Annotated in this window: 19 protein-coding genes; 1 reads left to right on the top strand and 18 read right to left on the bottom strand. The window is 71.5% G+C overall.

Annotation, left to right across the window (positions count from 1 at the left end; translation table 11 throughout):
* The 13 genes from ACFP1K_RS13425 to hppD form a co-directional block, all read right to left on the bottom strand.
* Nucleotides 1–6025, bottom strand: a 6025-nt coding sequence (locus ACFP1K_RS13425; RefSeq protein ID WP_380751556.1) for an amino acid adenylation domain-containing protein, incomplete at its 3' end; no start/stop codon positions are given.
* A 47-nt stretch (nt 6026–6072) separates the two neighbouring features.
* Entirely contained in the window at nt 6073–6300 is a 228-nt protein-coding gene (locus tag ACFP1K_RS13420; RefSeq protein WP_380751550.1) for a hypothetical protein, read from the bottom strand.
* The gene (locus ACFP1K_RS13415) at nt 6297–8174 is read right to left on the bottom strand and encodes an HAD-IIIC family phosphatase (protein ID WP_380751547.1); all 1878 of its coding nucleotides are present in this window, start codon (nt 8172–8174) and stop codon (nt 6297–6299) included. The genes ACFP1K_RS13420 and ACFP1K_RS13415 overlap by 4 nt, the downstream gene beginning before the upstream one ends.
* A gap of 49 nt (nt 8175–8223) precedes the next feature.
* Nucleotides 8224–10317: an ABC transporter ATP-binding protein gene (locus ACFP1K_RS13410; RefSeq protein WP_380751544.1), complete on the bottom strand. Its 2094-nt coding sequence runs from the start codon at nt 10315–10317 to the stop codon at nt 8224–8226.
* A gap of 34 nt (nt 10318–10351) precedes the next feature.
* Nucleotides 10352–10576 (bottom strand): MbtH family protein, encoded by a 225-nt coding sequence (locus tag ACFP1K_RS13405; RefSeq protein WP_380751536.1) that lies wholly within the window; start codon nt 10574–10576, stop codon nt 10352–10354.
* 111 nt (nt 10577–10687) lie between these two features.
* Nucleotides 10688–11479, bottom strand: a complete 792-nt coding sequence (gene dpgD / locus ACFP1K_RS13400; protein ID WP_380751529.1) for an enoyl-CoA-hydratase DpgD — start codon at nt 11477–11479, stop codon at nt 10688–10690.
* Entirely contained in the window at nt 11476–12792 is a 1317-nt protein-coding gene (gene dpgC / locus ACFP1K_RS13395; RefSeq protein ID WP_380751524.1) for a (3,5-dihydroxyphenyl)acetyl-CoA 1,2-dioxygenase DpgC, read from the bottom strand. Before dpgC ends, dpgD begins: the two co-directional genes overlap by 4 nt.
* Entirely contained in the window at nt 12789–13469 is a 681-nt protein-coding gene (gene dpgB / locus ACFP1K_RS13390; protein ID WP_380751521.1) for an enoyl-CoA-hydratase DpgB, read from the bottom strand. The genes dpgC and dpgB overlap by 4 nt, the downstream gene beginning before the upstream one ends.
* A gap of 23 nt (nt 13470–13492) precedes the next feature.
* Nucleotides 13493–14626, bottom strand: a complete 1134-nt coding sequence (dpgA, locus tag ACFP1K_RS13385) for a 3,5-dihydroxyphenylacetyl-CoA synthase DpgA (protein ID WP_380751518.1) — start codon at nt 14624–14626, stop codon at nt 13493–13495.
* A gap of 72 nt (nt 14627–14698) precedes the next feature.
* The gene (locus ACFP1K_RS13380; protein WP_380751515.1) at nt 14699–17116 is read right to left on the bottom strand and encodes an aminotransferase class I/II-fold pyridoxal phosphate-dependent enzyme; all 2418 of its coding nucleotides are present in this window, start codon (nt 17114–17116) and stop codon (nt 14699–14701) included.
* Nucleotides 17117–17331: 215 nt separating this feature from the next.
* Nucleotides 17332–18141 (bottom strand): alpha/beta fold hydrolase, encoded by an 810-nt coding sequence (locus tag ACFP1K_RS13375; RefSeq protein ID WP_380751512.1) that lies wholly within the window; start codon nt 18139–18141, stop codon nt 17332–17334.
* Between the two features lie 120 nt (nt 18142–18261).
* Nucleotides 18262–19209 (bottom strand): ParB N-terminal domain-containing protein, encoded by a 948-nt coding sequence (locus ACFP1K_RS13370; protein ID WP_380751509.1) that lies wholly within the window; start codon nt 19207–19209, stop codon nt 18262–18264.
* A 316-nt stretch (nt 19210–19525) separates the two neighbouring features.
* Nucleotides 19526–20605 carry a 4-hydroxyphenylpyruvate dioxygenase gene (gene hppD / locus ACFP1K_RS13365; RefSeq protein WP_380751507.1) on the bottom strand — a complete coding sequence of 360 codons (1080 nt, stop codon included), beginning with the start codon at nt 20603–20605 and terminating at the stop codon, nt 19526–19528.
* On the opposite strand from hppD, the gene ACFP1K_RS13360 reads away from it, so the two are divergent.
* Nucleotides 20598–20747 (top strand): hypothetical protein, encoded by a 150-nt coding sequence (locus ACFP1K_RS13360; RefSeq protein ID WP_380751504.1) that lies wholly within the window; start codon nt 20598–20600, stop codon nt 20745–20747. The two genes, hppD and ACFP1K_RS13360, sit on opposite strands and share 8 nt — an antisense overlap.
* 22 nt (nt 20748–20769) lie before the next feature.
* Here ACFP1K_RS13360 and ACFP1K_RS13355 read toward each other — a convergent pair whose 3' ends face one another.
* From ACFP1K_RS13355 to ACFP1K_RS13335, 5 genes are all read right to left on the bottom strand, one after another.
* Nucleotides 20770–21717 (bottom strand): streptomycin biosynthesis protein, encoded by a 948-nt coding sequence (locus tag ACFP1K_RS13355; protein ID WP_380751501.1) that lies wholly within the window; start codon nt 21715–21717, stop codon nt 20770–20772.
* Between the two features lie 278 nt (nt 21718–21995).
* Nucleotides 21996–22754: an AfsR/SARP family transcriptional regulator gene (locus tag ACFP1K_RS13350; RefSeq protein WP_380751499.1), complete on the bottom strand. Its 759-nt coding sequence runs from the start codon at nt 22752–22754 to the stop codon at nt 21996–21998.
* A gap of 257 nt (nt 22755–23011) precedes the next feature.
* Entirely contained in the window at nt 23012–24214 is a 1203-nt protein-coding gene (locus ACFP1K_RS13345; protein WP_380751496.1) for an ABC transporter permease, read from the bottom strand.
* Nucleotides 24211–25014: an ABC transporter ATP-binding protein gene (locus ACFP1K_RS13340; RefSeq protein ID WP_380751493.1), complete on the bottom strand. Its 804-nt coding sequence runs from the start codon at nt 25012–25014 to the stop codon at nt 24211–24213. Before ACFP1K_RS13340 ends, ACFP1K_RS13345 begins: the two co-directional genes overlap by 4 nt.
* A complete protein-coding gene (locus tag ACFP1K_RS13335) occupies nt 25011–26171 on the bottom strand; it encodes an efflux RND transporter periplasmic adaptor subunit (protein WP_380751491.1) in 1161 nt (386 codons plus the stop codon). The genes ACFP1K_RS13340 and ACFP1K_RS13335 overlap by 4 nt, the downstream gene beginning before the upstream one ends.
* Between the last annotated feature and the right edge of the window lie 337 nt (nt 26172–26508).

Here is a 26508-nt window from a genome sequence, read left to right as displayed (position 1 = left end):
CCCGCAACTCCCCCACATCCAGCCCCACACCCACCCCCGCCAGGGCACCCCCCCGCTCCAAGCCCGGCCCCGCCGGGACGCCGCCCTGCTCCACGTGCACATCCCCCTCATCCCGGCGCCGAGACGGCGGGACGTGGTGCGGCGAATCCGGCGCCGTCGTACGGCGGCCCGCCGGAACCACATACGCGACGAGACGCTTGACGCCGGAGTGGTCCTCACGAGGAACCACGGCGGCCTGCGCGACGCCGGGATGCGAGGCCAGCACGGCCTCGATCTCCCCCAGTTCGATGCGGAAGCCGCGGATCTTGACCTGTTCGTCGGCCCGGCCGGCGAACAACAACTCACCGTCGGAAGTCCAGCGAACGAGATCCCCGGTCCGATACATCCGTCCACCGGACGGACACGCCACAAACCGCTCGGCGGTCAACCCAGGACGTCCGGCGTACCCACGCGCCAGCCCATCCCCGGACACATAAAGCTCCCCCACCACCCCAGGAGGAACAGGACACAGAAAGTCGTCCAGAACATAGACGCGGGTGTTCCAGATCGGCCCCCCGATGGCAACCGAGGTACGCCCGGAAAGAGGCGACAACGCCTGAGTCATGGTCGCGCAGACAGTGGTCTCGGTAGGCCCATAGGCGTTGAACATCCGCCGCCCCCCGGCCCACCTCTCGACAAGCTCCGGCGGACAAGCCTCCCCAGCCACCACCAGCGACACGAGGTGACCAGGCAACTCCTCGACCTGCGCCAGCACCGACGGCGGCAACGTCACATGTGTAATGCCAAAGTCGACGAGCAGATCCTCCACCCGCCCGAACGGCGGCATCCGATCAGCAGGAGCAAGAACAAGCGTCGCCCCACCCAGCAACGCCATACAAATCTCCGACACCGCAGCGTCAAACCCCAACGCCGCGAACTGCAACACCCGAGCCCCCAACCCCACCCCAAACCGCTCAACCTGCGCCCCAGCCAACCCCCCAAGACCCGCATGCGACACCACAACACCCTTGGGAACCCCCGTCGAACCAGACGTATAGATCACATACGCCGCCAACGCAGAATGCAGAACCACCCCATCAAGATCCGGAGAACACCGCGACACTTCCGCCACCACCACCGGGTCATCCCAAACAACCCGAACAACACCCTCAGGCAGAACCCCAGCGGTACCAGCCGTACAAACCACCAGCACCGGAGCCGCATCCCCCACCACGAACCCGATCCGCTCAGCCGGATACGACGGATCCAGCGGCACGAACGCCGCCCCCACCTTGACCACCCCGAGCAGCACCGCGACAAGCTCGGCCGACCGCCCCATCACCACCCCGACCCGATCCCCGGCCCGCACCCCCCGCCCCGCCAACCACCGCGCCACCCGCCCCGCCCGCTCGGACAACTCCCGATAAGTCCAGGTACCGTCCTCCGCCACCACCGCCACCGCGTCAGGAGTACGCCCCGCCACCTCGGCCACAAGCTCGCCCAACGTGGCACCCGAAACCGCCCGAGCGGTGTCGTTCCACGTCTCGACGACCGTCCGCCTCTCCCCTTCGCCCAGCAGCTCCAGCCGCCCCACCCGCAGATCCGGATCGGCGGCGACCTGCTCCAGCACCCGGCGCAGCCGCTCCAGCAGCAGCACGACGGTCGAGTGGTCGAACAGATCGGTGGCGTACTGAACGACACCACCGATCCCGGCAGGCGCCCCACCCGCGTCCCGCCGTTCGCTCAGATCAACGGACAGATCGAACCGAGCGGGAACCACCTCGGCAGGCAGATCGGCCTCGTCGAGCGCGGTGACATCCAGCCCCGGAAGCTCCCACCGCGGCCCGGGAACGTTCTGCAGCACCAGCATGACCTGGAACAACGGATGCCGAGCCAACGACCGCGCCGGACTCAGCTCATCCACCAACCGCTCAAACGGCACATCCTGCCGCGCAAACGCCGCAAGATCCGCCTCACGCACCCGCGACAACAACTCACCGAACGACGGATCCCCACCCACATCCGTCCGCAGCACCAAGGTGTTGATGAAGAACCCAGCCAGATCCTCCAGCGCCCGATCCCCACGCCCGGCGACCGCCGTACCCACCGGAATATCGGTCCCCGCCCCAAGCCGCGACAACAGCGCCGCCAGCGCGGCCTGCACGACCATGAACGTCGTGGCCCCACCCCGCCGCGCGACCGTCACCAGCCCCGCATGCACTTCCGCCGAAAGCTCGAACGGCACCGTCCCACCCCGGAACGAAGCGACGGCAGGCCTACTCCGATCCGCCGGCAACGCCAACTGATCCGGCATCCCCGCGAGCGCGTCCCGCCAGAACGCCAACTGCCCGCTGAGCAGGCTCGCAGGATCGTCCGCCTCCCCAAGCACCTCCCGCTGCCACACCGCGTAGTCCGCGTACCGCACCGGCAACGGCTCCCATTCCGGCGCCTCCCCCCGGCACCTGGCCCCGTACGCCACCCGCAGATCCCGCGCCAGCACCCCCTTCGACCACCCGTCCACCGCGATGTGATGCACCACCATCACAAGCACGTACTCACCCTCACCCACCACCACCAGCTCAGCCCGCCACGGCAACTCCCGCGCCAGATCGAACCCCTCCCCGGCCACCCCGGCCAGCACCACTCCCAAATCGAGACCCCGACGATCCTGGCGCAGGTGGGGGTGGGCGGAAGGGCCGGTGAGGATCTGCTGGTGGGGGGTGCCGTCGATGTGGGGGTAGATGGTGCGGAGGGGTTCGTGGCGGTCGGCGAGGTCGGCGAGGGCGGCCTGTAGGGCTGGGATGTTCAGGGGGCCGGTGAGGTTCAGGACGATGGGGACGTTGTAGGCGGCGGTGGTGTCTGTCTCCTCCAGCTGGTTGAGGAACCACATGCGTCGCTGGCCGAAGGAGAGGGGGGAGCCGCCGTCGGGGTGGGGGGCGGGGGTCACGGGGGGACGGACGGGGGCGCCCTGGAGGGTGTCGATCAGGTGGGCGAGGGCGGCGGCGGTGGGGGTGCGGAAGATGTCGCGGATGGTCAGTTCGGTGGTGAGGGCCGAGCGGACGCGGGAGGTCAGGCGGGTGGCCAGCAGGGAGTCGCCGCCGAGGGTGAAGAAGGATTCCTCGGCGCCTACGCGGTCCAGGCCGAGGACTTCGGCGAACAGGCCGCACAGGACGTCCTCAAGCGGGGTGGCGGGGCCGCGGCCGGTGCCGCCGAAGTCGGGGGCGGGCAGGGCGGCGCGGTCCAGCTTGCCGTTGGCGGTGACGGGGAGGGCGGGAAGGACCACCACGGCGGAGGGGACCATGTACTCGGGGAGGGTGCGGGCGGCGTACTCGCGCAGGGTGCGGGGGTCCGCGGGCCCGGCCGACGGGACGGGCTCGCGGGCCGTGTCCGTGGCCGTGGACGACGGGACTACGTAGGCGACGAGGCGTTTGACGCCGGGCTGGTCCTCTCGGGCCAGGACGGCCACCCGGGCGACGGATTCGTGGGTGGCGAGGGTGGCCTCGATCTCGGACAGCTCGATGCGGAAGCCGCGGAGTTTCACCTGGTGGTCCGTGCGGCCTATGTAGAGGAGGTCGCCTTCGGGGGTCCAGCGGGTGAGGTCGCCGGTGCGGTACATGCGGCCACCGAAGGGGGAGGCCACGAAGCGGTCCGCGGTCAGGGCGGGGCGGGACGCGTAGCCGTGGGCCAGCTGAATGCCGGACAGGTACAGCTCGCCGGTCACGCCGGGGGGGACGGGGCGGAGGTAGGCGTCCAGGACGTGGACCTGGGTGTTCCAGACGGGGCGGCCGATGGGGGTGGCCGACGGGGACGGCGTGCAGGTCCAGGAGGTCACGTCCACGGCCGCCTCGGTGGGGCCGTACAGGTTGGAGAGGGTGGCGGGGAGGAGGCGGTGGAAATCGGTCACCAGGTCGGGGGGAAGGGCTTCGCCGCTGCAGACCACGTGGCGGAGGGTGGGGCAGTCGCCGGGGCGGAGTTCGCCGAGGAACGAGCCCAGCATGGAGGGGACGAAGTGCATGACGGTCACGGCGTGGCGCTCCACGGCCTCGACCAGGTAGGCCGGGTCGCGGTGGCCGCCGGGGCGGGCCATGACCAGGCCGGCGCCCACCAGGGACGGCCAGAAGAACTCCCACACCGAGACGTCGAAGCCGGACGGGGTCTTCTGCAGGACGCGGTCCCCGGCCGTCAGGCGGAACTCGTGCTGCATCCACAGCAGGCGGTTCACGATCGCGGCGTGGCTGATCACGGTGCCTTTGGGACGGCCGGTGGAACCTGAGGTGTAGATCATGTACGCGGGCAGCCCGGACGGGAGGTCGAGGTCCAAAGGGGCCTCGGAGCAGGAGGCGACGGCCGCGACGGTCTGAGGGGACGACCACAGTTCCTCGGTGCAGACGACGGGCGGGGACGCGTCGGTGAGGATGTACTCGATGCGGTCGGCGGGGTACTCGGGGTCGACAGGCACGTACGACGCGCCGGCCTTCAGCACGCCCCACAGCACGACCATCAGGTCGGCCGACCGTTCCATCAGGACGGCGACCCGGCCGCCGGGGAGCACACCCTGGTCGCGGAACCAGCGCGCCGCCTGGTTGGACCGGGCGTCGAGCCGGGCGTAGGTCAGCGAGGTGTGCTCGTCGAGGACGGCCACGGCGGACGGAGTGCGTTCCACCTGGGCGCGGAACAACGCGGGCAGGGTCGTGGACGGCACGGGGGCCGCGGTGTCGTTCCACGTGGACAGGACCTGGGTGAGCCCGGCGGGGTCCAGCACGTCCAGGTGCCCGACCGGCGCGCGGGGCGCGGCGACGGCGGCGGCGAGGAACGTGGCGAAGGCCCGCTGGTGGGCGGTGAGGTCGTCGGGGGAGGACACGTCGCCGTCGAAGTCGATCCGCATCCGGCCGTCGCCCGAGCCGCCGCGCACGGTGATCATCAGGTCCTCGACGGGCGGCACGGACAGGTCGTGCGCCACCGCCCGGGACCCGGCGAAGTCCAGGTCGCGATCGAAGGTGACCACGTTGACCAGCGGCCCGAAGTGCCGCTTCCCGGCGGGCCAGTCGAGCTCCCTGCGCAGCTCCTCGCCGCGGTACCGCTGGTGCCGGGCGATTCCGCGCAGCTCGTCGCGCACCCGCCGCGCCAGGGTCAGGATGTCCTCGGACGGGTCCACCCGCAGCCGCATCGGCACGATGTTGGCGGTCGTCGCGGGGGTGCGCCCGGCGAGGGCGGTGACCCGCCCGGTGACCACGACGCTGAACACGACGTCGCGCACGCCGGCCGTGCGGGCGAAGTACGCCCCGGCCGCGGCGAGCACCACGTTGGGCCATCCGATGTCGGCGGTGCCCGCGGCCTCCCGCACCCGCCGGGCGTCCGGCTCGGCGAGGTGGGTGGTGCTCCGGCGGAACGTGGCGCCCGCGGCGCCGCCGACGGGCAGGCTCACCGGGTCGGGCCGGTCGGCGAACCGCGCCGTCCAGTGGTCGCGGTCCGCCAGGTGCGCCGGGGACCCGAGGTAGGCGTCCTGCTCGGCCAGCAGCTCCTCGACCGTGCCGAACCGGGCGGCGGAGCATTCGGTGCCGCGGGCAAGGGCCGTGTACAGGTCCGCCACCCGCCGCCCGAAGATGGACCAGCCGTAGGCGTCGGTCACGACGTGGTTGTACCGCTGGTACCAGAACCACCGATCGGCCGAGATCTTGAACAGCGCCTGCGCGAACAGCGGGTACGCCAGCGGGTCGGCCGGGCGCGACATCTCCTCGCGCATCCAGGCGAGCGCCTCCTCCTCGGGCCGGTCGGCGCCGGTGAGGTCGAGCACCGGCAGCGGCCAGCCGGCCGGCTCGGCGACCTGCCAGGGCCCGTCCGTCTCCTCCACGACGCGGAGGTTCAGCGACTCGGTCTCCGCGACGGCCCGCCGCAGCGCCTCCTCGAACAGCACCGGGTCGACGGGGCCGTCGATCTCCAGGTACTCGCCGGAGTTGTAGACCGGGCTGGGGTCACCGATGCGCTGGGCGAGCCAGATGTCGTACTGCGCCGCGGACAGCCGGAAACGACGGTTGCGCTGAGCCATGCGAGCCCCTCACTACAACAGGTACGTGCGTGCGTTGCGGTCCGGCGTCAGCCGGTCGTCGCCAGCCGGTAGATGGATTGCAGGTCCGGCGCGTCGAGCAGGTCGATGACGCTGATGTTCCGTCCGGTCCGTGCTTCGAGGACGGTGACGAGCCACAGCAGGTGCAGGGAGTCCCAGCCGGGGATGTCGTCCAGCACGCGGCCGGCGTCGGAGACGGTCAGCGGCAGGGAGAGTTCGTCCCTGACCAGGGCGATGAAGTCTTCGATGGTGTTCACGCGGGGTCACCTTCGGGGGTCTGCAGGCGGATGTGCGCCGGCGGGGGCGCGATGTCCGCCAGCCCGTGCCGGTAGGTCGCCGTGTCCCCGCCCGGGCCGACGGGCGCGAAGCCGTTGCGCGGGTAGAAGTCCGCGACGCGCCGGTTCTTAGGGGTCGCGCGGTAGGTGCCGAGCACGGCGGCGGCGCCGGTGTCGCGGGCGTGCCGCAGGAGCCAGTTCAGGCAGGACTCCTCGATGGAGCGGGAGAAGACCCGGCAGCTGAGCAGGAAGTTGTCGATGCGCAGCAGGTCGCCGTCCCGGCGGGCCAGCACCGCGCCGACCAGGCCGTGGTCGCCGAACCTGTCGCCGGCGCGCACGGCGAGCGGCAGGGCGGACGTGTCCCCGGTGAGCTCCAGCACGTCCCTCGGCTGCAGGCGGTGCCCGGTGAGGTTGAACTGGTTGGTGCGCAGGGTGAGCTGGGACACCCGGGCCGCGTCGGCCTCGGTGACCGGCTCGATCCTGACGTGGATGCCGAGTTCGCGCAGGTAGTCCTTCGTGGAGGCGAAGCCGTCGAGGAAGCTGAGGCGCGCGGCCTCGTCCCGGTAGCGGCGGGTCCTGGCGCGGTCGTCGGCGGTGACCTCGCGCGCGTCGAACCATCCGTCGCGCAGCAGGGCGCGGACGTGCCAGGCCGGGTCGGCGTCCAGGTCGACGACGGCCACGCCGGGGTGCTCGCGGCGCACCAGTTCGCGTTCGAAGGCGCTGTCGTCCACGAACACGAAGCTGTCGGGGGCCAGCCCGAGGTTCTCGGCCAGCCGCGCGATGTTGTCGTGCTTGGGCTGCCAGTTGGCGACGATCCGCACGAAGTCCGGCTCGCCGAGCGCCATGCGGGGGTGCTCGCGCAGCGCCTGGTCCACCAGGGCGCGTTCGTTCTTGCTGACCACGGCGAGCAGCACGCCTTGAGCGCCGAGCTGCTTGACGACCCGCTGGAAGGCCAGGAACGCCTCGCCGCGGCGGCCGTCGCCGATCTCGATGCCCTCGACGCCGTCGTCGCCGAGCACGCCGCCCCACAGGGTGCCGTCCAGGTCGAGCACCAGGCACTTCTTGGTGCGCCCGGTGAGCTGCCTGGCCAGGTGGCCCACGTCGGCGGCGTACGCGGCGAGCAGGTCGCCGGTGAGGTGCATCTTGGCGTAGACGCTGAGCCGGTCGTCGGCCACCTGGACGCCCTCGGCGACGATCGGGTCCAGGTCCAGCACGACCACCGAGGGGTGGTGCTCGGCGATGCGCAGCAGCCGGGTGTTGGCCTCGCGCCAGGCGACGCCGAGCGCGGCCCTTGAACGGTGGTCCACCAGCTGGGCGGCGTACCGGCGCGGCAGCGGCATGGTGTTGAGGACCAGCGTGCCGCGGCCGGCCTCGTCGAAGCGCGCGGCCAGCCGTTCGATCAGCTCGACGCGGCCGGCGGCGGCGCGCCGCACGTCGTCCGGCCGCCACGGCACCGGGACCTCGTCGAACACGACGTTCGGGTCCAGGACGCACAGGACGAGGCCGGGGCGGGCCCGGTGCAGCTCGCTGCCGGGGTCGAGCAGGTCGAAGACGTAATTGCCGAAGTCGGTGGGCACCGGCCGGAGCACCAGGCCGTGCCGGGCGAACTGCGCGGCCAGCGCGGGGATCAGCGGCGCGAGGGTGCCGTGCCCGGTGACGCCGACCGTGACGGACGGCAGCGCCGGGTGCTCGCGGGCGATCTCGCCGGGGTCGAGCCGGGCGAGGAGCCGCCCGGCCCGGTCCAGTTCCGGCCCGGTGAGCCGGTCCACGAGCCCGCCGGCCCTGGGGTACTCCGCGATGAGACGTCCTGACTCGGCCAGTGCGCGCAGCTCGGCCGCCGCGTCCTGCGCGGACACGTTCATGGTCCTCGCGCCCTTCTCGTCCGTTCGGGGGGTGACGGCCTGGTCACATGCCGGGGGGCAACGCCGCGCCGCCAAGGATCTGCAGCGGAGGGGGGCCGGGCGGCAGCCCGTGGTCGTCCGGCGACCCGGGGGGCGGGCCGGGCGGGCGGCCGTAGGACACGCCGGGGCCGTCCGGCAGCGGGGGCAGGTCGGCGCCGTTCCGCGGCGGGCCGCCGTTGAGCTGGAGCACCGGCTCGGCGGGGACGGGCCGTCCCGTGGCGAACTGGGTGCGGTACAGCTCGGCGTAGAGGCCGTTCATGGCGAGCAGTTCGTCGTGCACGCCCTGCTCCCTGATCTCGCCGTTCTCGATGACGAGGATCAGGTCGGCCTCCCGGATCGTGGACAGCCGGTGCGCGATCACCAGGGATGTGCGCCCGGCGAGCGCGGTCTTCAGCGCGCGCTGCACGGCCGCCTCGGACTCGGAGTCCAGGTGGGCGGTGGCCTCGTCCAGCACGACCACCGAGGGGGCCTTCAGCAGCAGCCGGGCCAGCGCGATGCGCTGCTTCTCGCCGCCGGACAGCCGGTAGCCGCGGTCGCCGACGACGGTGTCGAAGCCGTCGGGCAGCGAGGAGATCAGCTCCCAGATCTGCGCGCCCTTGCACGCCTCGACCAGGTCGTCCTCGGTGGCGCCGGGGCGGGCGTACATCAGGTTGCCGCGGATGGTGTCGTGGAACAGGTGGGCGTCCTGGGTGACCATGCCGATGGTCTCGCGCAGCGAGTCCAGGGTCAGGTCGCGCACGTCGACGCCGCCGATCCGCACGGTCCCGGAGTTCGGGTCGTACAGCCGGGGCACCAGGTGGGTGATGGTCGTCTTGCCGGCGCCGGACGGGCCGACCAGGGCGGTGAGCTTCCCGGCGGGGGCGCGGAACGACAGGTCCCGCAGCGTCCAGGCGTTGTCCCGGCGCTCCTGGGACGGCAGCGCGATCGCCTCCAGGGAGGCGAGCGAGACGTCGCGGGCGGCGGGGTAGCGGAAGGTGACGCGTTCGAACTCGACCTCGGGGGCGATGCCGTTCTTGGAGGGCCGGTCGGGCAGCGCGACGGCGCCCGGCTTCTCGGCGATGAGCGGCTTGAGGTCCAGCACCTCGAAGAGGCGGTCGAAGCTGACCAGGGCGGTCATCACGTTGGCCTGCACGCTGGACAGCTGGTTGATCGGCCCGAACAGCCGGGTGAGCAGGGCGGCGAGGGCCACCAGCGTGCCGATGGCGAACGCGCCGTTGACGGCGAGCGTGCCGCCGATGCCGTACACCACCGCGGTGGCGATGGACGCGAGGAAGGTCAGGGTGACGAGCAGCATCTTGGTGTAGACGTTGAGCACGATGCCGATGTCCCGCACCCGGCCCGCCTGGTTGCGGAACAGCGCGGCCTCGGAGGCCGGGCGGCCGTACAACTTGGCCAGCAGGGCGCCCGCGACGTTGAAGCGCTCGTGCATGAGCTGGCCCATCTCGGCGTTCAGCTCCATGGACTCGCGCATGAGCCGCTGCATCCGCCGCCCGATGATGCGGCCGGGCAGGATGAACAGCGGCAGTGCGAGCAGGGCGAACAGAGTGATCACCCAGGACAGGTAGAACATCGTGCCGAGCACCAGCGCCAGGGCGAGCGCGCTGGACACGACCGTGGAGAGCAGCGTGGTGAGGGCCTGCTGGGCGCTGACCACGTCGGTGTTGAGGCGGCTGACCAGCGCGCCGGTCTGCGCCCGGGTGAAGAACGCCAGCGGCTGCCGCTGCACGTGCTCGAAGACCTCGGTGCGCAGGTCGTAGATCATGCCCTCGCCGATGCGGCCGGAGAGCCTGCTCTGGAGGTACTGCGCCAGCAGCTCGAGCACGGCGAGGCCCGCCACGGCCCCCGCGACGGCGGCGACGACCCCCACCTGGCGGGGCATGATGCCCTCGTCGATGAGGATCTTCAGCAGCATGGGGCTCGCCACGGTGATCGTCGCTTCGGTCACGGTGACGAGCATGAGGAATCCGATGATCACGCGGTACGGCCGTGTGTAGGGCAGGACCCGCTTCACCGTGCCGGACTTGATCTTCTGGCGGGCCGACCCTGATTCCTCGCCGATCCCGTGTATCACGAACTGCGGGCCCGAGCCTCCGATCATGACGCGGAACCTCCTTAAGTCTCGTCAGACCGGATTATTGGGCCCGCTCGAACTGCGCCATTTCCTCGATGAGGCTCTTCGGCCGCATGTCGGTCCAGTTCTCCTCGATGAAGTCGAGGCACTCCTTGCGTGTGGCCTCGCCGAACACGGTTTCCCAGCCGGCGGGGACGTCGGCGAAAGCGGGCCAGAGGGAATATTGGCCCTCATCGTTGATGAGCGCGAAAAAGGTACCGTCTTCATTGTCGAACGGGTTGGCCATGTTCGCTCCTCGGGGGTTGTTTCGAAAAACATAACCCCTATGGCGAAACGCCGTAAGGCCGTCCAGCCGACCATTTCCCGCACCTGGACACGGCCCGGGAAAATCGCCGCGTCAACCGTCGATCCACACCGGATCCCGCTTTTCCACGAACGCTCGTGGACCCTCCGTGGCGTCACTGCTGTACATACGCCGCTCTTCCCACACATAACGGGTGGAAAATGCCCTTTCCAATGGCATATCGACCGAGGCGAGCGCCGCCTCCTTGATGGCGCGCACCGACAACGGGGCGGCGCGCACCAGGTCGCGGGCCCATTCGGCGACGCATTCGTCGAGCCGCTCGACCGGCACCACTTCGTTCACCAGCCCGTGGTGCAGAGCGGTGCGCGCGTCCATCCGCCGGCCGGTGAGCAGGTAGCCCATCGCGGTGCGCAGAGGCAGCTGCCGGGCGAGCCTGAACACCCCGCCCGCGCCGGGGACCAGCCCGAGCGTGGCCTCGGGCAGGCCGAAGACGGCCTGCTCGGAGGCGACGATGACGTCGCAGGCCAGCGCCAGCTCGAAGCCGCCGCCGAGCGCGTAGCCGTGGACCCGCGCGATCACGGGCTTGGACAGCGAGAAGCGCTCGGTGAGCCGGGGCCAGCCGGGCTGGTCCCGGCTGCCGAACGTGGTGGGCGGGGCGCCCGCGGTGTTGAGCCGCACCCGTTCCTTCAGGTCCTGGCCGACGGAGAACGCGCGGTCCCCGGCGCCGGTGAGCACCACCACCCGGACCTCGCCGTCCTCCTCCACCAGGTCCCAGACGGCGGCGAGCTCCTCGTGCGTGCGCGTGTCCATCGCGTTCAGCACCTCGGGCCGGTGCAGCGTGACGTGGGCGACGTGGCCCTCGCGCTCGTACCCGACCCTGTTCACGCGCCGCCACCGAAACGGCCGGCCTTCTCGATCACGTCCTCCGCGTACAGCCTCAGCACCTGCTGGAGCGCGAACTCGGCCATGTAGGCGCGGAACGCCTCGACGGGTTCCTCGGCGAGGTTCAGCATGCGCCGGTTGGGCACGACCGCGGGGCCCTTCAGCGCCTCGGCGGCCCGCTCGGCCGCCGCGCCGACCTCGGCGGGCTCCACGACCTCGTCCACCAGCAGCCTGGCGTCCGGCTCGGCGGCCTGGATCCGGCGCCCGCCGAGCACGACCTGGCGCGCGAGCCGGGGCCCCGCGACACGGCCGAGCCGGAGGTTGGACGCCCCGGGCACGATGCCCTCCTTGGCGGCGGGCAGGCTGAGGTAGGCGTCGGAGGCGGCGACCACGTGGTCGAAGACGAGCAGCAGCTGCGCGCCGCCGCCGATGGCGAAGGTGTCCACGGCGGCCACCCACGGCTTCTCCACGGTGCGCGCCCGCCACGAGCCCTCCTCGCCGGTGAGCACGCCGCGCACCAGCTTGGCGATGTAGCCGAGCTCGCGGCGCAGCAGGAAGCCCACCAGGGAGATGTCCCCGGCGTGCAGGCTCTTGAGGTTGATCCCGGCGCTGAACACCCGCCTGCCCTTGTAACGGGGGTGGGTCATCTCGCCGCCGCGCAGCACCCCGGCCCGCACCGACGGGTCGAGCAGCGCGAGGTCCACGGCGGTCTCCATGTCGTCGACCTGGCGCTCGTCCTCGGCGTTCAGGCAGTCGTCGCGGACCATCGTCAGGTGGGCCACGCCGTCGCGGCGCTCCAGCCGCACCGACCCGGTCTCGATCAGGCCGGTGCCGGTGAACCTCGGCAGCAGGCGCAGCGCCCGGGGCGTCGGCCGGAGCATGGCGTCGAGCAGGTGCGGGCCGGCGACCGGGGAGCGCAGCACGCCCCGCAGGAAGATGCCCTGGTCGATCTCGTGGCCCTCCTTGGCGGCCTGGGGCCTGGCCCGGTCCTCGGCCAGGCGGTCCGCGGCCGGGACCAGGCCGGGGAACTCCCCGGCCGCGGCCTCGGCCAGCTCGCCGATCCGGAGGAAGGCGGTACGGCCGTCGGTGAGCCGGTCGTAGACCTCGTCGGCGTACCGGTCCATGAAGCGGGTCCGCAGGTCCCTGGCCGCGTCCAGCGCCGCCGCGGCCTCGGCGCGCTGCTCGTGGGTGCGCGCGGAGGGCTCGGGCAGCGCGGCGAGCAGTTCGTCGACGCCCGCGGCGGCGTCGGCCAGCGAGGCCAGGGCCTTGCCCAGGTCCGCGGGCGCGACGCCGCCGGGGCCGGTGCCTGGTCTCACGACGCGGCTCTGGCGGGGGTCTGGCGCAGCGCGCGGTCGCAGGCCGCGAGGTGCGCGCCGAGGGCGTTCTCGAAGCTGGTGACGGCCGCCTCGTGCATCAGCTGCCGCCGGATGGCCAGCTCGCGGCCGGACAGGGCGGCGGCGGCCTCGGTGGCCACCACGAGCGCCTTGGCGGGGTCGTCCGTCACCTCGTGCACCAGGCCCATGGCCTGGGCCTCGCCCGCGCCGATCGGATGGCCGAACAGCACCGCGCGGCGCACCGGCGCGATCCCGGCCTGGGCGGTGAGCCGGTAGGCCGCCATGCCGGGCCAGGTGGCCCCGCCGTCGACCGAGACCAGCAGCCGGGTGTCCGGGGTGACGATCCGCAGGTCGGTGGTGAGCAGGACGTCCAGGGCGAGCCCGCCGACGTCGCCCTCCGCCGTCGCGACGGTCGTCATGCCGAGGCGTTCCAGCCGCCGCACCGCCCGCTCCCACTTGGTCACCAGGGCGACGTCCGCGTCCGCGGTCCACGACCCGGCGGGGGCGCCGGACAGCATCACCGGCAGGACTCCCACGCCGCCGAGCGCGTCGGCCCGCGCGCAGACGGCCTCGACCGCCCGCACCGCCGCGAGCGACAACGGCTCGGTGCCGTCGATCCGCAGGACGAGCTCCTCGCCGTCCACACCGTTCACGGACATCTCGTTCGCCTCCTCGGCCGCGGTCACCACTGGACCAGCGCGGTCTCTAGCGTGGAACCGGGTCCCATCGTCATCAGCACGCCGTAGTCGCCCGGCCTGGTCACGCCCTCGTCGAGCAGCCGCTCGTAGGAGAACAGGAAGGAGCCGCTCGACACGTTGCCGTAGTCGCGCAGGACCCCGATGGTGTGCCGCACGTCGTGGCGGCTGAGGCCGAGGTTGACCACCACGGCGTCGATGACCTTCTTGCCTCCCGAGTGGACGAGCCACTGGCTGATGTCGCTCCGGTAGAGCCCGGTCCCGGCGAGCAGCCGGTCGACGACGATCTCGGCGTGCGCCCCCACCACGTAGGGGATCTGCGGGTCGAGGAAGAAGCTGAAGCGGCCGAGGTCGCGGTCCCAGTCGTACCGCATGGCGTCGACGGCGTCGGGGATGATGCAGCTGGCGAACTTCAGCACCCGCGGGCCGTCCTTCCCGGCGGGCGGCCCCGGTGGGGTGCCGTCGTCGGCGACCAGCGCGACGGCCGCCGAGCCGTCGCCGAACAGGCTGTTCACCACCGCCGTGCGCATCGTGGAGTCCATGGCGTACGCCGAGGAGCACGCCTCGGAGCACAGCACGACGGCCAGCTCGCCCGGGTTGGCGACCGACCAGCCGGCCACGACGTTGAGGGCGTTGAGCCCGGCGTTGCAGCCCATGCCGACGATGTCGGAACGGCTGCAGTGCCGGTCGATGCCGAGTTCCTTGATGATCAGGGCGCTGAGACCGGGGGTGAGGAACCCGGTCGAGGTGACGCAGCACAGATGGCGCAGGTCGGACAGGGAGGCGTCCGTGCGCTTCAGGCAGGCCTCCAGCGCGCGGATCCCCACCTCGACGGCCTGGGACTTGTGCCTGTCCAGCAGGTCGCCCTGCGCCTCGGGCAGGCGCCTGCCCCCGGCGTCCCGGCCGGGCAGCACCAGGTGCCGCCGGTCGATCGCGCTGTTGAGGAACACCGACCGCACCCTGGGGTCGGTGATGGCGAAGGCGTCCAGCACCTCCTGCTGCGTGTACGACGTGCCCGGGACCGCGGTCCCCACGCCGACGATCCGCGCCCTTACGGCCGGGGCCGCCCGTTCCGCCACGGACTGCGCCGCGATCACGGGCCGTTCCATATGGATGGTCACCGGAAAGTCCACCCCCACATTCGCCGCTTACTGCGAATGAGTCGTTTGATGTCCAGCTCGGTCATTTCCTGTTCACCTTTTCGGGTCCGTGTTCTCCGACTCGACGAATCGAGCCAGCCGTGTGACACCCTCCTCGATGTCGTGTGGGGTGAGGTAGCTGATGGAGAGCCTGATCTCCTGTTCTCCACCGCCGTGCGGGTAGAAGTACGACATCGGCGTCCAGATGACGCCGAATTCCTCGGCGGAACGGATGAGGGCCGCGTTGTCGGCCGGGAAGCCGACGCGCAGTCTGAGGAAGAAGCCGCCGCTCGGGGCGTTCCAGGTGACGCCGAGCCGCTCGCGGGTCTCCGGCGGGAACACCTCGGCGAGACGGTCCAGGGTGGCCCGCATGGCGGCGCCGTAGTGCTTGGCGGTCCGGCGGTTGAGGTCGGCGACGCCGCCGGCGGAGCCGAGCAGCGCGCCCGCCACCGCGGCCTGGCCGAGCGGGGAGGTGTTCACCGTGATCATGCTCTTGATCTTGGACAGCTCGTCGGCGAGCAGGCCCGTGCGGCCGTCCGGGGTGACGACCTCCTGGTCGGCGACGACGTAGCCGACCCTGGCGCCGGGGAAGACGGTCTTGGAGAACGAGCCGAGCTGGACCACCCGGCGCTCGGTGTCGAGGCTCTTCAGGGTCGGCAGCTGGACACCGGGGCTGACCAGCCGGTACGGGCTGTCCTCCATGATCAGGAGGTCGTGACGGGACGCCAGGGCGAGCAGGTCCAGCCTGGCCCGCAGGGACATCGTGACGCCCGAGGGGTTGGAGTGGTCGGGCACGACGTAGATCATGCGGGGGCGCCTGCCGCGGGCGAGCTCGGCGCGCAGGGCGGCCTCGGCGTCCTGGGCGGACAGGCCGTCCTCGCGTTCGCGGACCGGCACCACGCCGACGTCGAGCAGCCGCGCGGCGCCGGTGATCCCGACGTAGCAGGGGGTGGACAGCAGCAGCACGTCCTCGGGCCCGGCCATGACCGCCCGCAGTACCAGGAACATGGCCTCCTGGGCGCCGACGGTGACCACGATCGACTCCGGCGGCACGTCCACGCCCTCGTCCGCCCGCAGCGCGCCGGCGATGACGCCGCGGATCCGGCCCGCGGTCGGGCCGTACTGGAACATGGCGTCCCGGATGCGCGCGGGGCTCTCGCCCTGGTCGGTCAGGTGGCCGAGGTAGCGGCGGATGTGGCCGAAGATCTGCTCGACGTCGAAGAACCCGTCGTAGGGACGGCCGGGCGCGAACGAGACGGCCTCGGGGTAGCGCGCGGTCACCTCGTTGAGGAAGTTCATGGTGTCCATGACCGGGTCGGCGACCCCCGAGTGCAGGTCCGCCAGGCGCAGCGCGGGCCCCGCGGCGCGCGTGCGCGGCTCCCGCGCGGCGCGCACCAGCTCGGGCCGGACGCCGGTGACCGAGGCGGTGCCGGTGAGGGCCATCGCGTCGGCCAGTTCCTCGGTGAGCAGGTCGAGCACCCGGCGCACGCCGGCCCGGCCGTGCACCGCCAGGCCGTGCAGCACGGGGCGGCCGACCAGGACCGCCGAGGCGCCGAGGGCGAGGGCGGCGAGCACGTCGCTCCCCCGGCGCACCCCGCCGTCCAGCAGCACCGGGCAGGCGCCGTCCACGGCGGCGACGACCTCGGGCAGCGCGTCCAGCGTCGCCGGGGCGGCGTCGAGCTGGCGGCCCCCGTGGTTGGAGACGACGACGCCGTCCACCCCGGCCGCGGCCGCGCGGGCGGCGTCCTCGGCGGTGAGGATGCCTTTGAGCAGGATCGGCAGCCGGGTGACCGAACGCAGCCACGCCACGACGTCCCAGTCGAGCGAGGGGTCGAACTCGGCGGCGGCGTGCGCGGCCGGCCGGGCGTAGCCGGGGCCGCCGGGCCCGGCGGGTCCGAGGTTGACGGGTTCGACGCCGGGCGGCAGCCGGAAGTCGTTGCGGGTGTCGCGCAGCCTGCGGCCGAGGCGCGGCGCGTCACAGGTGAGGACCACGGCCTCGAACCCGGCGCGTTCGGCGCGCTCCACCAGGCGGCGGCTGAGGTCCCTGTCCCTGAAGCAATACAGCTGGAGCCACAGCGGGGCCCCGGCCGCCGCGGCGAGGTCCTCGAAGGTGTGCCCGGCGAAGGTGCTGACGACGACCGGGGTCGCCGTCTCACCCGCGGCCCGGACGGTGGCGAGCTCGCCTTCGGGATCCGCCACCGTCTGGTAGCCCATCGGCGCGACCGCGAACGGCGCGCCCCAGGTGCGGCCGAGGATCTCGGTGGCGAGCAGGGGTTCGGCGGCGCCGGTCAGCACCGAGGGCCGCAGCCGTACGCGGTCGAACGCCCCGGTGTTGGCGGCGAGGGCGCGTTCCTCGCCCGCGCCGCCCTCGATGTAGTCCCAGACCGGGGCGTCCAGCCTTTCCCTGGCCAGTCGCGCGTAGTCGCCGAGCGTCAATGCTCCCGGTTCCGCCACCAGGATCGGGTCGCTCATCTGGCCTCACAGTGCCGGACGTTTATTGGCGCCTCATTGTTGGCCGGGCCCTGTCTGTCCAGCAACAGGAATCGGCTCCATTGAGGCGCCAGCGGAAATCCAGCGGAGAAAACAGAGAAATCCCCATCCAGGGGAAAAACATGAGACCCGTTCGGCCGTACCGGGAAATGCGAGCCTAATTCGTATTCATCGGGGCGGCCCGGCGGAAACCGCGATCATCGCCCGCCGCCCCGGAAGAACCCGATGATGGCCGCGTTCACCGTGTGCGGATCCTCGATGTGGCCGAAGTGCCCGCACTCGGCGATCTCGCGGAACTTCGCGCCGGGGATGGCGTCGGCCACCTCGCGGCACAGGTGCGGCGGGGTCAGCATGTCCTCGCCGAAGGCCAGCACCAGCGTGGGGGTGGTGATCCGCCGGTAGTCCTCCCGCCGGTCCGGGATGCGCTCCAGCTCCAGTTGCGAGCGGCTCGGCTCGGAGCTCTCGACGGACATCTCGAAAAGGTCCAGCCAGTTGCGCACGCCCTGCTCGTCGCGCTGGGTGCGCCGGGAGAACCCCGTGTACACACGCATCGCGGCCTCGAACCGGGGCGGCAGCTTGACGCCCCGGTCCAGCATCGCCAGCTCACCCTCGGTGTGGGCGGCGCTCAACGCGTCCGTCCTGCCTCTGGTGGCCATCAGCACCGCCTGGGACACCAGGCCGGGCCTGGCCACCAGCAACTCCTGCACCACGATCGCGCCCATGGAGAAGCCCACGACGCGGCACGGCCCGGCGCCGAGGTCCTCGATCAGCGCGGCCACGTCCCCCACCATGTCGCCGAGGGCGAATCCCTCCTCGCACCGGTCCGTGGGAGGCACGCCCCTGTTGTCGACGGTGACCGCGCGGAAACCCGCCGCGACCAGCGCCGGCACCTGGTGCGCCCGGAAAATGGACCCGCGCGCCCCGGTGCCGGGGATCAGCACCACCGGCTCACCGGTTCCGTACTCCGCGGTATTCAAGTCGATCCCGTTGATCCTGCGAACCGCCATCCGTCATCCCTCCACGATCATCAGCGGCGAAACCTCGCCGAAACCTCAAGTTCAGCATCCTGATGAGCGTCGGGGCGAGTGTCAGGACCGAGCCGCCGAGGAGGGATGCGGATGCGTACGTCAGACGACCTCCCTGTCGCATTCGATCCGGTCGGCGAACTCCTCCCAGATCCGGCTGCACTCCAGGGCGAGCCGCGCCACGGTGCTGCTGCGGTGCGCGGGGATGCCCTCGGCCAGCCGTTCCCAGTTGTTCGCCTCGGGGGTGTGGGACAGCAGCAGCCTGAGCAGGGCCCGGCCGCCCGCGGAGTTGCGGAAGTCGGGGTCCTGCTGGAGCCGCTGCACCAGCAGGGACCGCGCGTCGGACGGCTCCCCCTGCCGCTTCTGCGGCGCCGGCTGCGGCTCGGTCTCCGCGCGGGCGCGCCTGCCCCGGTCGGGGATGGGGCTCACGCCCCGGCTCAGCCGGTTGCGGACGTCGCGGGCCGTCTCCGGGGATATCCCGGCGAGCTGCGCCACCTGCCGCAGCGACAGCTCGGGCTGCCGCTCGATGAACTCGGCGGCGACCCTGCGGCCCTCGGTGCCGTCCACCGGCCAGGCCCGGCCGTCGCGCCCGAGCCGCACCTGGCCCCTGGCCGCCGGGCCGCCGACCTTCGCGCGCAGCCCGGCGACGGTCCGGGCGGAGATCCCGGCGATCGAGGCGATCACCCGGTCCGACCAGTGCGGGTGCGTGCCGACGATCCGCGCCGCCGCGGCCGTGCGCTCCCGCAGGGTCAGCGGCAGGCCATGCCCGATGTTCAGGGTGACCGCGAGCACGAACGCGTCGTCCTCGGAGCCGTCGAAGAACCGGGCCTCGATCGTCTGCCGGCCGCGCTCCCTGGCCGCGGCCACCCGGTGCCGTCCGTCGATCACGCGCATCGTGGGCCGGTGCACGACGATCGGGGGGAGCCTGCTCTCGGTCACGACGAGGAGGCGCAGGTGTTCCGGATCCTCGCCGCCGATTCTCGGCGAATCGGCTGTGGACAGGGAGGCGATGGCGACCGGCATCGCCTCGGTCTCCTCATGAAGGGTCAACGACTGAAGATCAATGGTCATGACGTGATTCACCCGTTCACTGACTCTCAGCGGTGATCATTAAAAAGATCATCAGGGTGCAGGTCTCGCTCACGCACCGTGAACGAACAATGCAGCGCCCCGACACAGCGGCGGCCCGTGGTGTCGGGCCGGAGATGGCGGCCGACGTGTGGGACGGCCGCCGCGTGATCGGGACCAGTGCTGACCGCGAGGGTGTCACCCTGCCACGCCAGCCCGGGATTCCGGTGTGGGTGGGCCGTGCGGAGCCGCATGGGCTCCGGCTCACGGCCTTCGTCGTCGCGTCAGGTCGACGACCTCAGGTCCGGCGGGCCTGTCCGGAGGAGTCGCCCTGCCGCTCGACCGCCTCGTACAGCGCCTTGATGTTGTTGCTGCCGAACGTCCGGGCCCCCCGCCGGTCGATCAGCTCGTAGAACAGGGTCCGCCGGGGGTGGTCGGACTCGGTGAAGATCTGGAGCATGACGCCCCAGTGGTCGCGGTCGGCGAGGATGTTCAGCTCCCGCAGGGTCGCGAGCGGCACACCCACCGCGCCGAGGCGGCCGTCGAGCGCGTCGTAGTAGCTCGGCGGCGTCACCAGGAAGCGCACCCCGGCGGCCGAGACGCTGCGCACCGACTCGGTGATGTCGCCGGTGCGGAACGCGACGTGCTGCACGCCGGCCCCGCCGTGCGCCTTGAGGAAGCCGTCGATCTGGCCCGGGTCGCGGGTCGTGTCCGGCTCGATGAGGGTGAACGTCACGGTGCCCGACGCGTTCGCCACCACCTTGGAGTCCATGGCCTGCCTGCCGACCTGGATGCGCTCCTCGAAGGTCTGGGTGAAGCCGAAGACCTCGAGATATTGGCGGACGGTCTTCTCCAGCTCCCCGGCGGGCACCAGGACCGCGAGGTGGTCGACGGCCTCCAGCAGGCCGCCGGGCGGCGCCGCGGCGCCGGTCTCGCCGACGACGCCCGGCGCGAACGGCGTGCCGGGCGCGTCGCGCGAGGTGAACCGGAGCTCCACGTCGCCGAAGCCGTGCACCGAGGCGAACGTGGCGGCGGCGCCCCGCGGCCCGTGGGCGGCGGGCGGGGCCACCGGGTGCGCGCCGCGCTCGACGGCCTCGGTGAAGGCGGCACGGGCGTCGGCGACGGCCACTCCGATGACGGCGACCCCGTCGCCGTGCCGCCGGACGTACTCGGCGGCGCGGTGGCCGGGGTCTGTCGCCTCGGTGACCAGAATGGCGATGTCCCGCTGGCGCAACAGTGTCGAGCGGCACCCGGTCAGTCCGGTCTCCGGGCCCCCGCGCCCGTGCACCGTGAAGCCGTACGCCTCGCACAGGTGGACGGCGGTGCGCTCGCCGTCCTCGACGTATAACTCAAGATGGTCGATCGAGGTGATGTCCATTGCATTGCCCTCCCTGGACACGTTCTGTGTGGTGGAGCGTTCGTGCATGGCGGTGAGTCAACTGATCGATGCGATGCCCTCGGGCGTCCAACCGGCCGATACCGGCACTTGGACGGCGGCGCTCGACGTCGCGCCGGGGTGACGAAGGCATCACGTAGGGGCCCCTACGCCGTGCTGGCGATCCTCCCGTCGACCTGCGTGGCGAACTCCGCCCATATCTCGGCGCACCCCCGCGCGAGCTGGGCCACGGCGCCCCGGCAGTGCGGCGGGACGCTCTCGATGAGGCTCTCCCACTCGTCGGTCCTGATCATGTGGATGTTCAGGAGCCGCAGCAGGTCCCGGCCGGTGACGCTGAGGCGCAGCGCGGGGTCGGCCTTCAGCCGCTGCACGACCGCGGCGCGGTCCTGACGGCGCCCGCGCCCGGCCGCGAGGTCCACCGGACCGGACTGCCCGTCCGGGGCCGTGCCCCCGGGCCAGCCGGGCTCCGCGCCGGCCGGGGATTCGGCCCGCCGCAACCGGTTGCGCAGGCTCCTGACCGTCTCGGGGGACACGCCCGCCGCACGGGCGATCTGGCGCAGCGACAGCTCCGGCTTCTCGACGATCAGCTCGGTGGCGATGCGCCGCCCCTCGGCCCCGTTGATCGGGCGCACCTTGCCGTCCCGGCCGACCCGGACGTCCCCTTCGCCCGGATCACCGAACATCTTCCTGCGGATCTCGGCGACGGTGCCCGGGGAGACTCCCACGGTCGCGGCGAGCCGCCGGGCCGACCACTGCGGATGGGTGCGGATGATGCGCTCGGCCGCCCGCTTCCTGTCCGCGAGGGACAGCGGCAGCCCGTGCACGGCGTTCGACTGAACCGCCAGCACGAAGGCGTCCTCCGGGGCGCCTTCGAAGAACTTCGCCGCGATGGTCCTGCGGCCCTGGAGCTTGGCCACCTCCAGCCGGTGCACACCGTCAATGACCTGCATAGTTGCTCGATGCACGATGATCGGCGGGAATTCCTCCCCCATCGCCGCCAGTGCCTCCACGTGTTCTGGATCCGCGCCGGACGTCCGCGGCGAGCCGACGACCGACAGGGCACTGACCGGTACTTCCACCACCTGATGGTCCATGGTTCTCCTGCCCCCCCATATGTCATGGTCCTCATGGTTCTGATGGCCCAGATCGCACCGCCGCAATGATCCCGGCGGCAACATTCCCCTTATCAACGAACTCCCCAATCGACCGCCCCGAGGGTGTGGAGCTGCTAAATTCATCTTCTCCTAACCCCAGGTTTTGACTGGGCCACCAAGAGACTGCCAACACTCGGGCGATGATACTTGGACGACGTGTGAGGAACGTAATCATTCAGCTGGCATCTCACTGGCATTTCGCTGGAGTCTCGCTGGAGCTAATGCGGCAGCATGATCCTCGTCGACGGCACCTGTCCCAAGATGGCCTTTTGCAGTTCACGGAGATCGGGACCGGGCTCGATGCCGAGCTCGTCGTGGAGCCTGCGCCGCAGAACGGAGTAGTTGTGCAGGGCGTCCGCCTGCCTGCCGGACCGGTAGAGCACCAGCATGAGCTGGGCTCGTAAAAGCTCGTGGAACGGGTTCGCCGAAACGAGTTTCTGCAACTCAGGAATGATCTGGCGATGGTTGCCCAGCTCGATTTCGGCGTTGAACAATTCTTCGTAGACCGCTATCCTCTCGCCCTCCAGGAAGCGGGCCTCCTGCCTGATCAACTCACCTGGAATTCCGGAGAGAGCGTTTCCACGCCAAAACGCGAGCGCCCCTCTGAGTGCTTCCACGGCGGTACCCAAAGAATGCTTCGCGAGCTCGCGCGCCTCCGCGGCCCGCTGCCGGAACACCTCAAGATCGACGGCACCCGGGTCAACACTCAGCACGTAGCCGTCCGAACCCGTCTGCAACTCCACACCCCGGACGGGCCGCAGCAGCCGACGGAGCCGGTACACGTACGACTGCAAGGTGGTCTGCGCGGCGGCCGGCGGCCGTCCGTCCCAGATGTAGCGGATCAGATGGTCACTCGGCACCTCGTTGTTGGCGTCGAGCAGGAGCGTCGCCAGGACCACCCTCTGTTTCGGCGCGGTGATCGGAATCCTCCGGGCCGAAAATCTCACCTCAAGATTGCCAAGCACATAAAAGTACACGGTGGCCGTTCCCCTCTCACGTATGAACGCAGGCGCCCGGGCCTCCTCCTGGGGCGCCGGGCGTGAACGGTGATCCTCATTACTGAGGCCCGGATTGTCGCATCCGGTCATGCCCGTAATCCAGACACGGACTTCCGCGCGACCCCGTGAACGATCGTGTCCCGAGACATCCACCCGCCCCCCGTAGATAGATGAACTTCCGTTCGGTGCGCACCGGTTCCCGCGACCGGCCGCTGCAGCCGGTCGCGGGACCGGGGTCAGACGGTGCGCAGGGCCTCGGTCGGCGCCATCCGCGCGGCGCGGATCGCGGGCAGCAGCCCGGCGATCGCCCCGATCAGGATGGCCACGACCAGTCCCCCGCCCCAGGCCAGGCCCGGGACCACGATCGCCCAGCCCTTCACCGTGGCGTACACGGCGGTGGCCGCCGCCCCGATGACCACCCCGAGCACGCCGCCGACGCACGACAGCAGGACCGCCTCGGACAGGAACTGGATGCGGATGTGCCCCTTGGTCGCGCCGAGCGCCCGGCGCAGCCCGATCTCCGAGCGGCGCTCCAGCACCGAGATGATCATCGTGTTGGCCACGCCGATCCCGCCGACCAGCAGCGCCACCGCGCCGAGGCCGAGGAACAGGCCGTTCAGCGCCGACTGGGCCGCGGCCCGCGCCACCAGCGCGGCCGACGGCTGGCTCACCGTGACCTGGTTGGGGTTGCGCGGGTTCGCGGTGGCCGCCAGCACCCCGTGCACCGCGCCGACCTGCTCGGTGTCGGAGCGGACGTACACGACGGACGGGTGGCCGTTGAACCCCAGGTACTTCTCCGCCGCCGCGTAGCCGACCAGCACGGAGTTGTCGATCTCGGGGGCCAGCGCGGCCGGCCGCAGGATCCCGTTGACGTAGAACCACTGGCCGCCGACCCAGAGCCGCTGCCCGGGGAAGATGCGGTCGATACCGAGCCGCCGGGCCGCCGCCGAGCCGAGCACGACGACCGGCTGCCCCGCCGTGGCGGCGTCCAGGAACCTGCCGCGCGCGACGCTGGTGCTCACCGCGGCGGGGAGGCCGAGGCTGCTCGCCGCCACGGTAAGTCCGTTGGTGTTGATCGCCGGGATCAGCGGGCTGCGGTACACCCTGGCCTTGGTGGAGCCGGTCGACTGCACCTCCGTCACCGGGCCGATCCGGGAGATCATCCCGGGGGCCTCCTTGGGCAGCTCCGCGGTGTCGCCGAACAGCGTGGTGCCCTTGGAGACGGTCAGCAGGTTGGTGCCCAGCCGGTCGATCTCGGCGAGCAGGCCCGCCTGCGACGACGCGGACAGGCCCAGCACCGCCACCATGGCCGCCACGCCGATGGCGATGCCGAGCGCGGACAGCGCGGCGCGCATCCGGCGGCTGCGCAGCCCGACGCTGGCCACCCGGGCCAGGTCGGACGGCCGGAGCCGGTACGTCATCGTCATGGTGCCGCTCATCGGTGCTCCCTCATGTCGGCCGCCCAGCCGGGCGCAACCTCGGGGTCGAGCAGCCCCGCGGTGTCCTGGGCGACGTCGGTGACGACCTTGCCGTCGAGCACCTCGATGCGGCGGGGCAGCCGCGCGGCCAGCTCCCGGTCGTGGGTGATGACGATGATGGTCGCGCCGCCGTTGTGCAGCTCCCTGAGCAGGGCGAAGATGGCGGCGGCCGAGTTGCTGTCCAGGTTTCCGGTCGGCTCGTCCGCCAGCACGATGTCCGGCGAGCCGATCAGGGCGCGGGCGATCGCCACCCGCTGCCGTTCGCCGCCCGACAGCTGGGGCGGGCGGTGGTCCATCCGGTGGGACAGGCCCACCTTCGTCAGTGCCTCGGCCGCCGCCTCGCGGCGGTCGGCGCGGCTGATCCCCGAGTACAGCAGCCCGTCGGCGACGTTCTCCAGCGCGCTGTTGTACTCGGCCAGGAAGAACTGCTGGAACACGAAGCCGATGCGGCTGGCCCGCAGCTCGGCCAGCTCACGGTCCGACATCAGCGCGACGTCGGACTCCACGATGCGCACGCTGCCCTTGGTGGGCCGGTCCAGGGTGCCCATCACGTGCAGCAGGGTCGACTTGCCGGAACCCGACGGCCCCACGATCGCCACCAGCTCGCCGCGGCGGATGGTGAAGCTGACGTCGTTCAGCGCCTTGACCGGTGTCGCGCCCGGGTAGACCTTCCACACGTGCTCCAGTTCCAGGACACGCTCGCGCGTGTCCGGCGGCCCGGCGGCCTGGACGTGTCCCATCGTCTGCACGTCCCCGCTCATGCCGCGGGCACCACGATCTTCTGCCCCGCGGTCACGCCCGCGCCCTCGATCTCGACCATGCCCGCGCTGTCGTCGAACAGCCCGAGCGTCACCGGGTACAGCTTGTGGGTGTTGTCGGGCTGCACGACCTCGATCGCGTACCCGCCGCCGGCCAGGGCCAGCAGCGCGTTCACCGGCACAGCGAGGACGTCGTCGGCGCTGGCGCTGACGATGGCCACCTGCACCGGGGCCTGGTCCAGGCGCCCGGTGTCGCGCGGCCGCGACAGCTTGATGCGGACGTCGACGGTGGGCGAGCCCGAGGTCGCCTTCTTGGCCACCGTGCCGATGGAGGCGACCCGGCCGGGGGTCTCCTTGAGGGTCGGCAACGTCACCGTCACCTTGTCCCCCACCTTGATCCCGCTGACCTGCGAGGTCTCCAGCGCGACGGTCACGTGCCGGTCGGTCGAGCTGGCCTCCATGATCGGACCGGACGGCGCGGTGGCGCCGTAGGAGGCGTTCACCTTGGTGACCCTGATCTGCTTGGCGGGCAGGAACACCGCCTGGCCGAGCTCCAGGCCGCCGGTCCTGCTCAGGCCGAACTTCTTCTGCAGCTTCAGCATCGCGTAGTAGGTGGACCAGCCGAAGTACTGCGACTTCGGGTCCAGGTCGTCCTTGTCCGCGTAGCCGAGCGCGACCAGCGCCGCGTTGAGCTGCCGCACGTCCGCGCCCTTCATGGTGCGCCACAGCGACCGGTACGCCGGGACGGCCGCGCCGCGCAAAAGGATGACGGGCTTGCCGTCCACCCGGTACAGCACCCGGCCCTGCCCGATCACCTGCCCGACGGCCGGCAACCTGGTGATCGTCCCGCTGGCGCGGTTGACCACCTCGTACAGGCCCGCGTAGCCGAGGGTGCCGTTCACCCGTGTCTGCGCGGTCAGCTTCTTCTGCTCAACGGCCGCCAGCGCCGTGGGGGCGGTGTTGGTGCTCTCGCCCGTGCCGGTCTTGTCACCGCCGCCACCGGCCATGGTGCTCGCCACGAAGCCGCCGCCGGCGGCCACCACCACGAGGACAAGCCCGCCGACGACGGCACGGCCCCGGCGCCGGCGCCGTATCCGCGGCGGTCGCGGCACGTCACGGTTCGTCTGTTCTTCTCTCACCTGAGTGGGAATGGTGGACATCACTCAGCACCTCCTGGTCAGTTCGCTCCTGGGCGCGGAACTCACGCGGGCCGCGTCTCCGGCTTCAATTCGGTGGAACAGGTCGTTTCGCGGACGGCGCGGGGGACACGGAGGGCACATCGGGAAACGGCTCGGCGATCGCCGGTCACCGCCTGAATTCCCGAGCGCCGTTCTGGCGCTTTTTCTCGCATCGCGTCTCCATCCACGCGGAATCTCCGCTTGGAGACCGTTCTACGGGAGTGACGGTTTCGGAAGAGTATCGCCGCCTGAGAGGACGTCCCGGCCCCGCCGATTAGCGGCACGGTGGAACGCCGGGCGCTCCCCGGAAGTGCTTCCC

It is taken from the genome of Sphaerisporangium aureirubrum (assembly GCF_042658925.1).
GTDB lineage: Bacteria > Actinomycetota > Actinomycetes > Streptosporangiales > Streptosporangiaceae > Sphaerisporangium > Sphaerisporangium aureirubrum.
The sequence above is the reverse complement of the archived record's forward strand: the minus strand, read 5'-3'. Positions and strand labels throughout refer to the sequence as shown.

Bases quoted from the DNA above. Each gene is read 5' to 3' on its own strand.
- ACFP1K_RS13410 (WP_380751544.1), bottom strand. From the start codon at position 10,317: ATGATCGGAGGCTCGGGCCCGCAGTTCGTGATACACGGGATCGGCGAG.
- ACFP1K_RS13405 (WP_380751536.1), bottom strand. From the start codon at position 10,576: ATGGCCAACCCGTTCGACAATGAAGACGGTACCTTTTTCGCGCTCATC.
- dpgB (WP_380751521.1), bottom strand. From the start codon at position 13,469: ATGTCCGTGAACGGTGTGGACGGCGAGGAGCTCGTCCTGCGGATCGAC.
- ACFP1K_RS13380 (WP_380751515.1), bottom strand. From the start codon at position 17,116: ATGAGCGACCCGATCCTGGTGGCGGAACCGGGAGCATTGACGCTCGGC.
- ACFP1K_RS13375 (WP_380751512.1), bottom strand. From the start codon at position 18,141: ATGGCGGTTCGCAGGATCAACGGGATCGACTTGAATACCGCGGAGTAC.
- ACFP1K_RS13360 (WP_380751504.1), top strand. From the start codon at position 20,598: ATGTCCATTGCATTGCCCTCCCTGGACACGTTCTGTGTGGTGGAGCGT.
- hppD (WP_380751507.1), bottom strand. From the start codon at position 20,605: ATGGACATCACCTCGATCGACCATCTTGAGTTATACGTCGAGGACGGC.
- ACFP1K_RS13355 (WP_380751501.1), bottom strand. From the start codon at position 21,717: ATGGACCATCAGGTGGTGGAAGTACCGGTCAGTGCCCTGTCGGTCGTC.
- ACFP1K_RS13345 (WP_380751496.1), bottom strand. From the start codon at position 24,214: ATGAGCGGCACCATGACGATGACGTACCGGCTCCGGCCGTCCGACCTG.
- ACFP1K_RS13340 (WP_380751493.1), bottom strand. From the start codon at position 25,014: ATGAGCGGGGACGTGCAGACGATGGGACACGTCCAGGCCGCCGGGCCG.
- ACFP1K_RS13335 (WP_380751491.1), bottom strand. From the start codon at position 26,171: ATGTCCACCATTCCCACTCAGGTGAGAGAAGAACAGACGAACCGTGAC.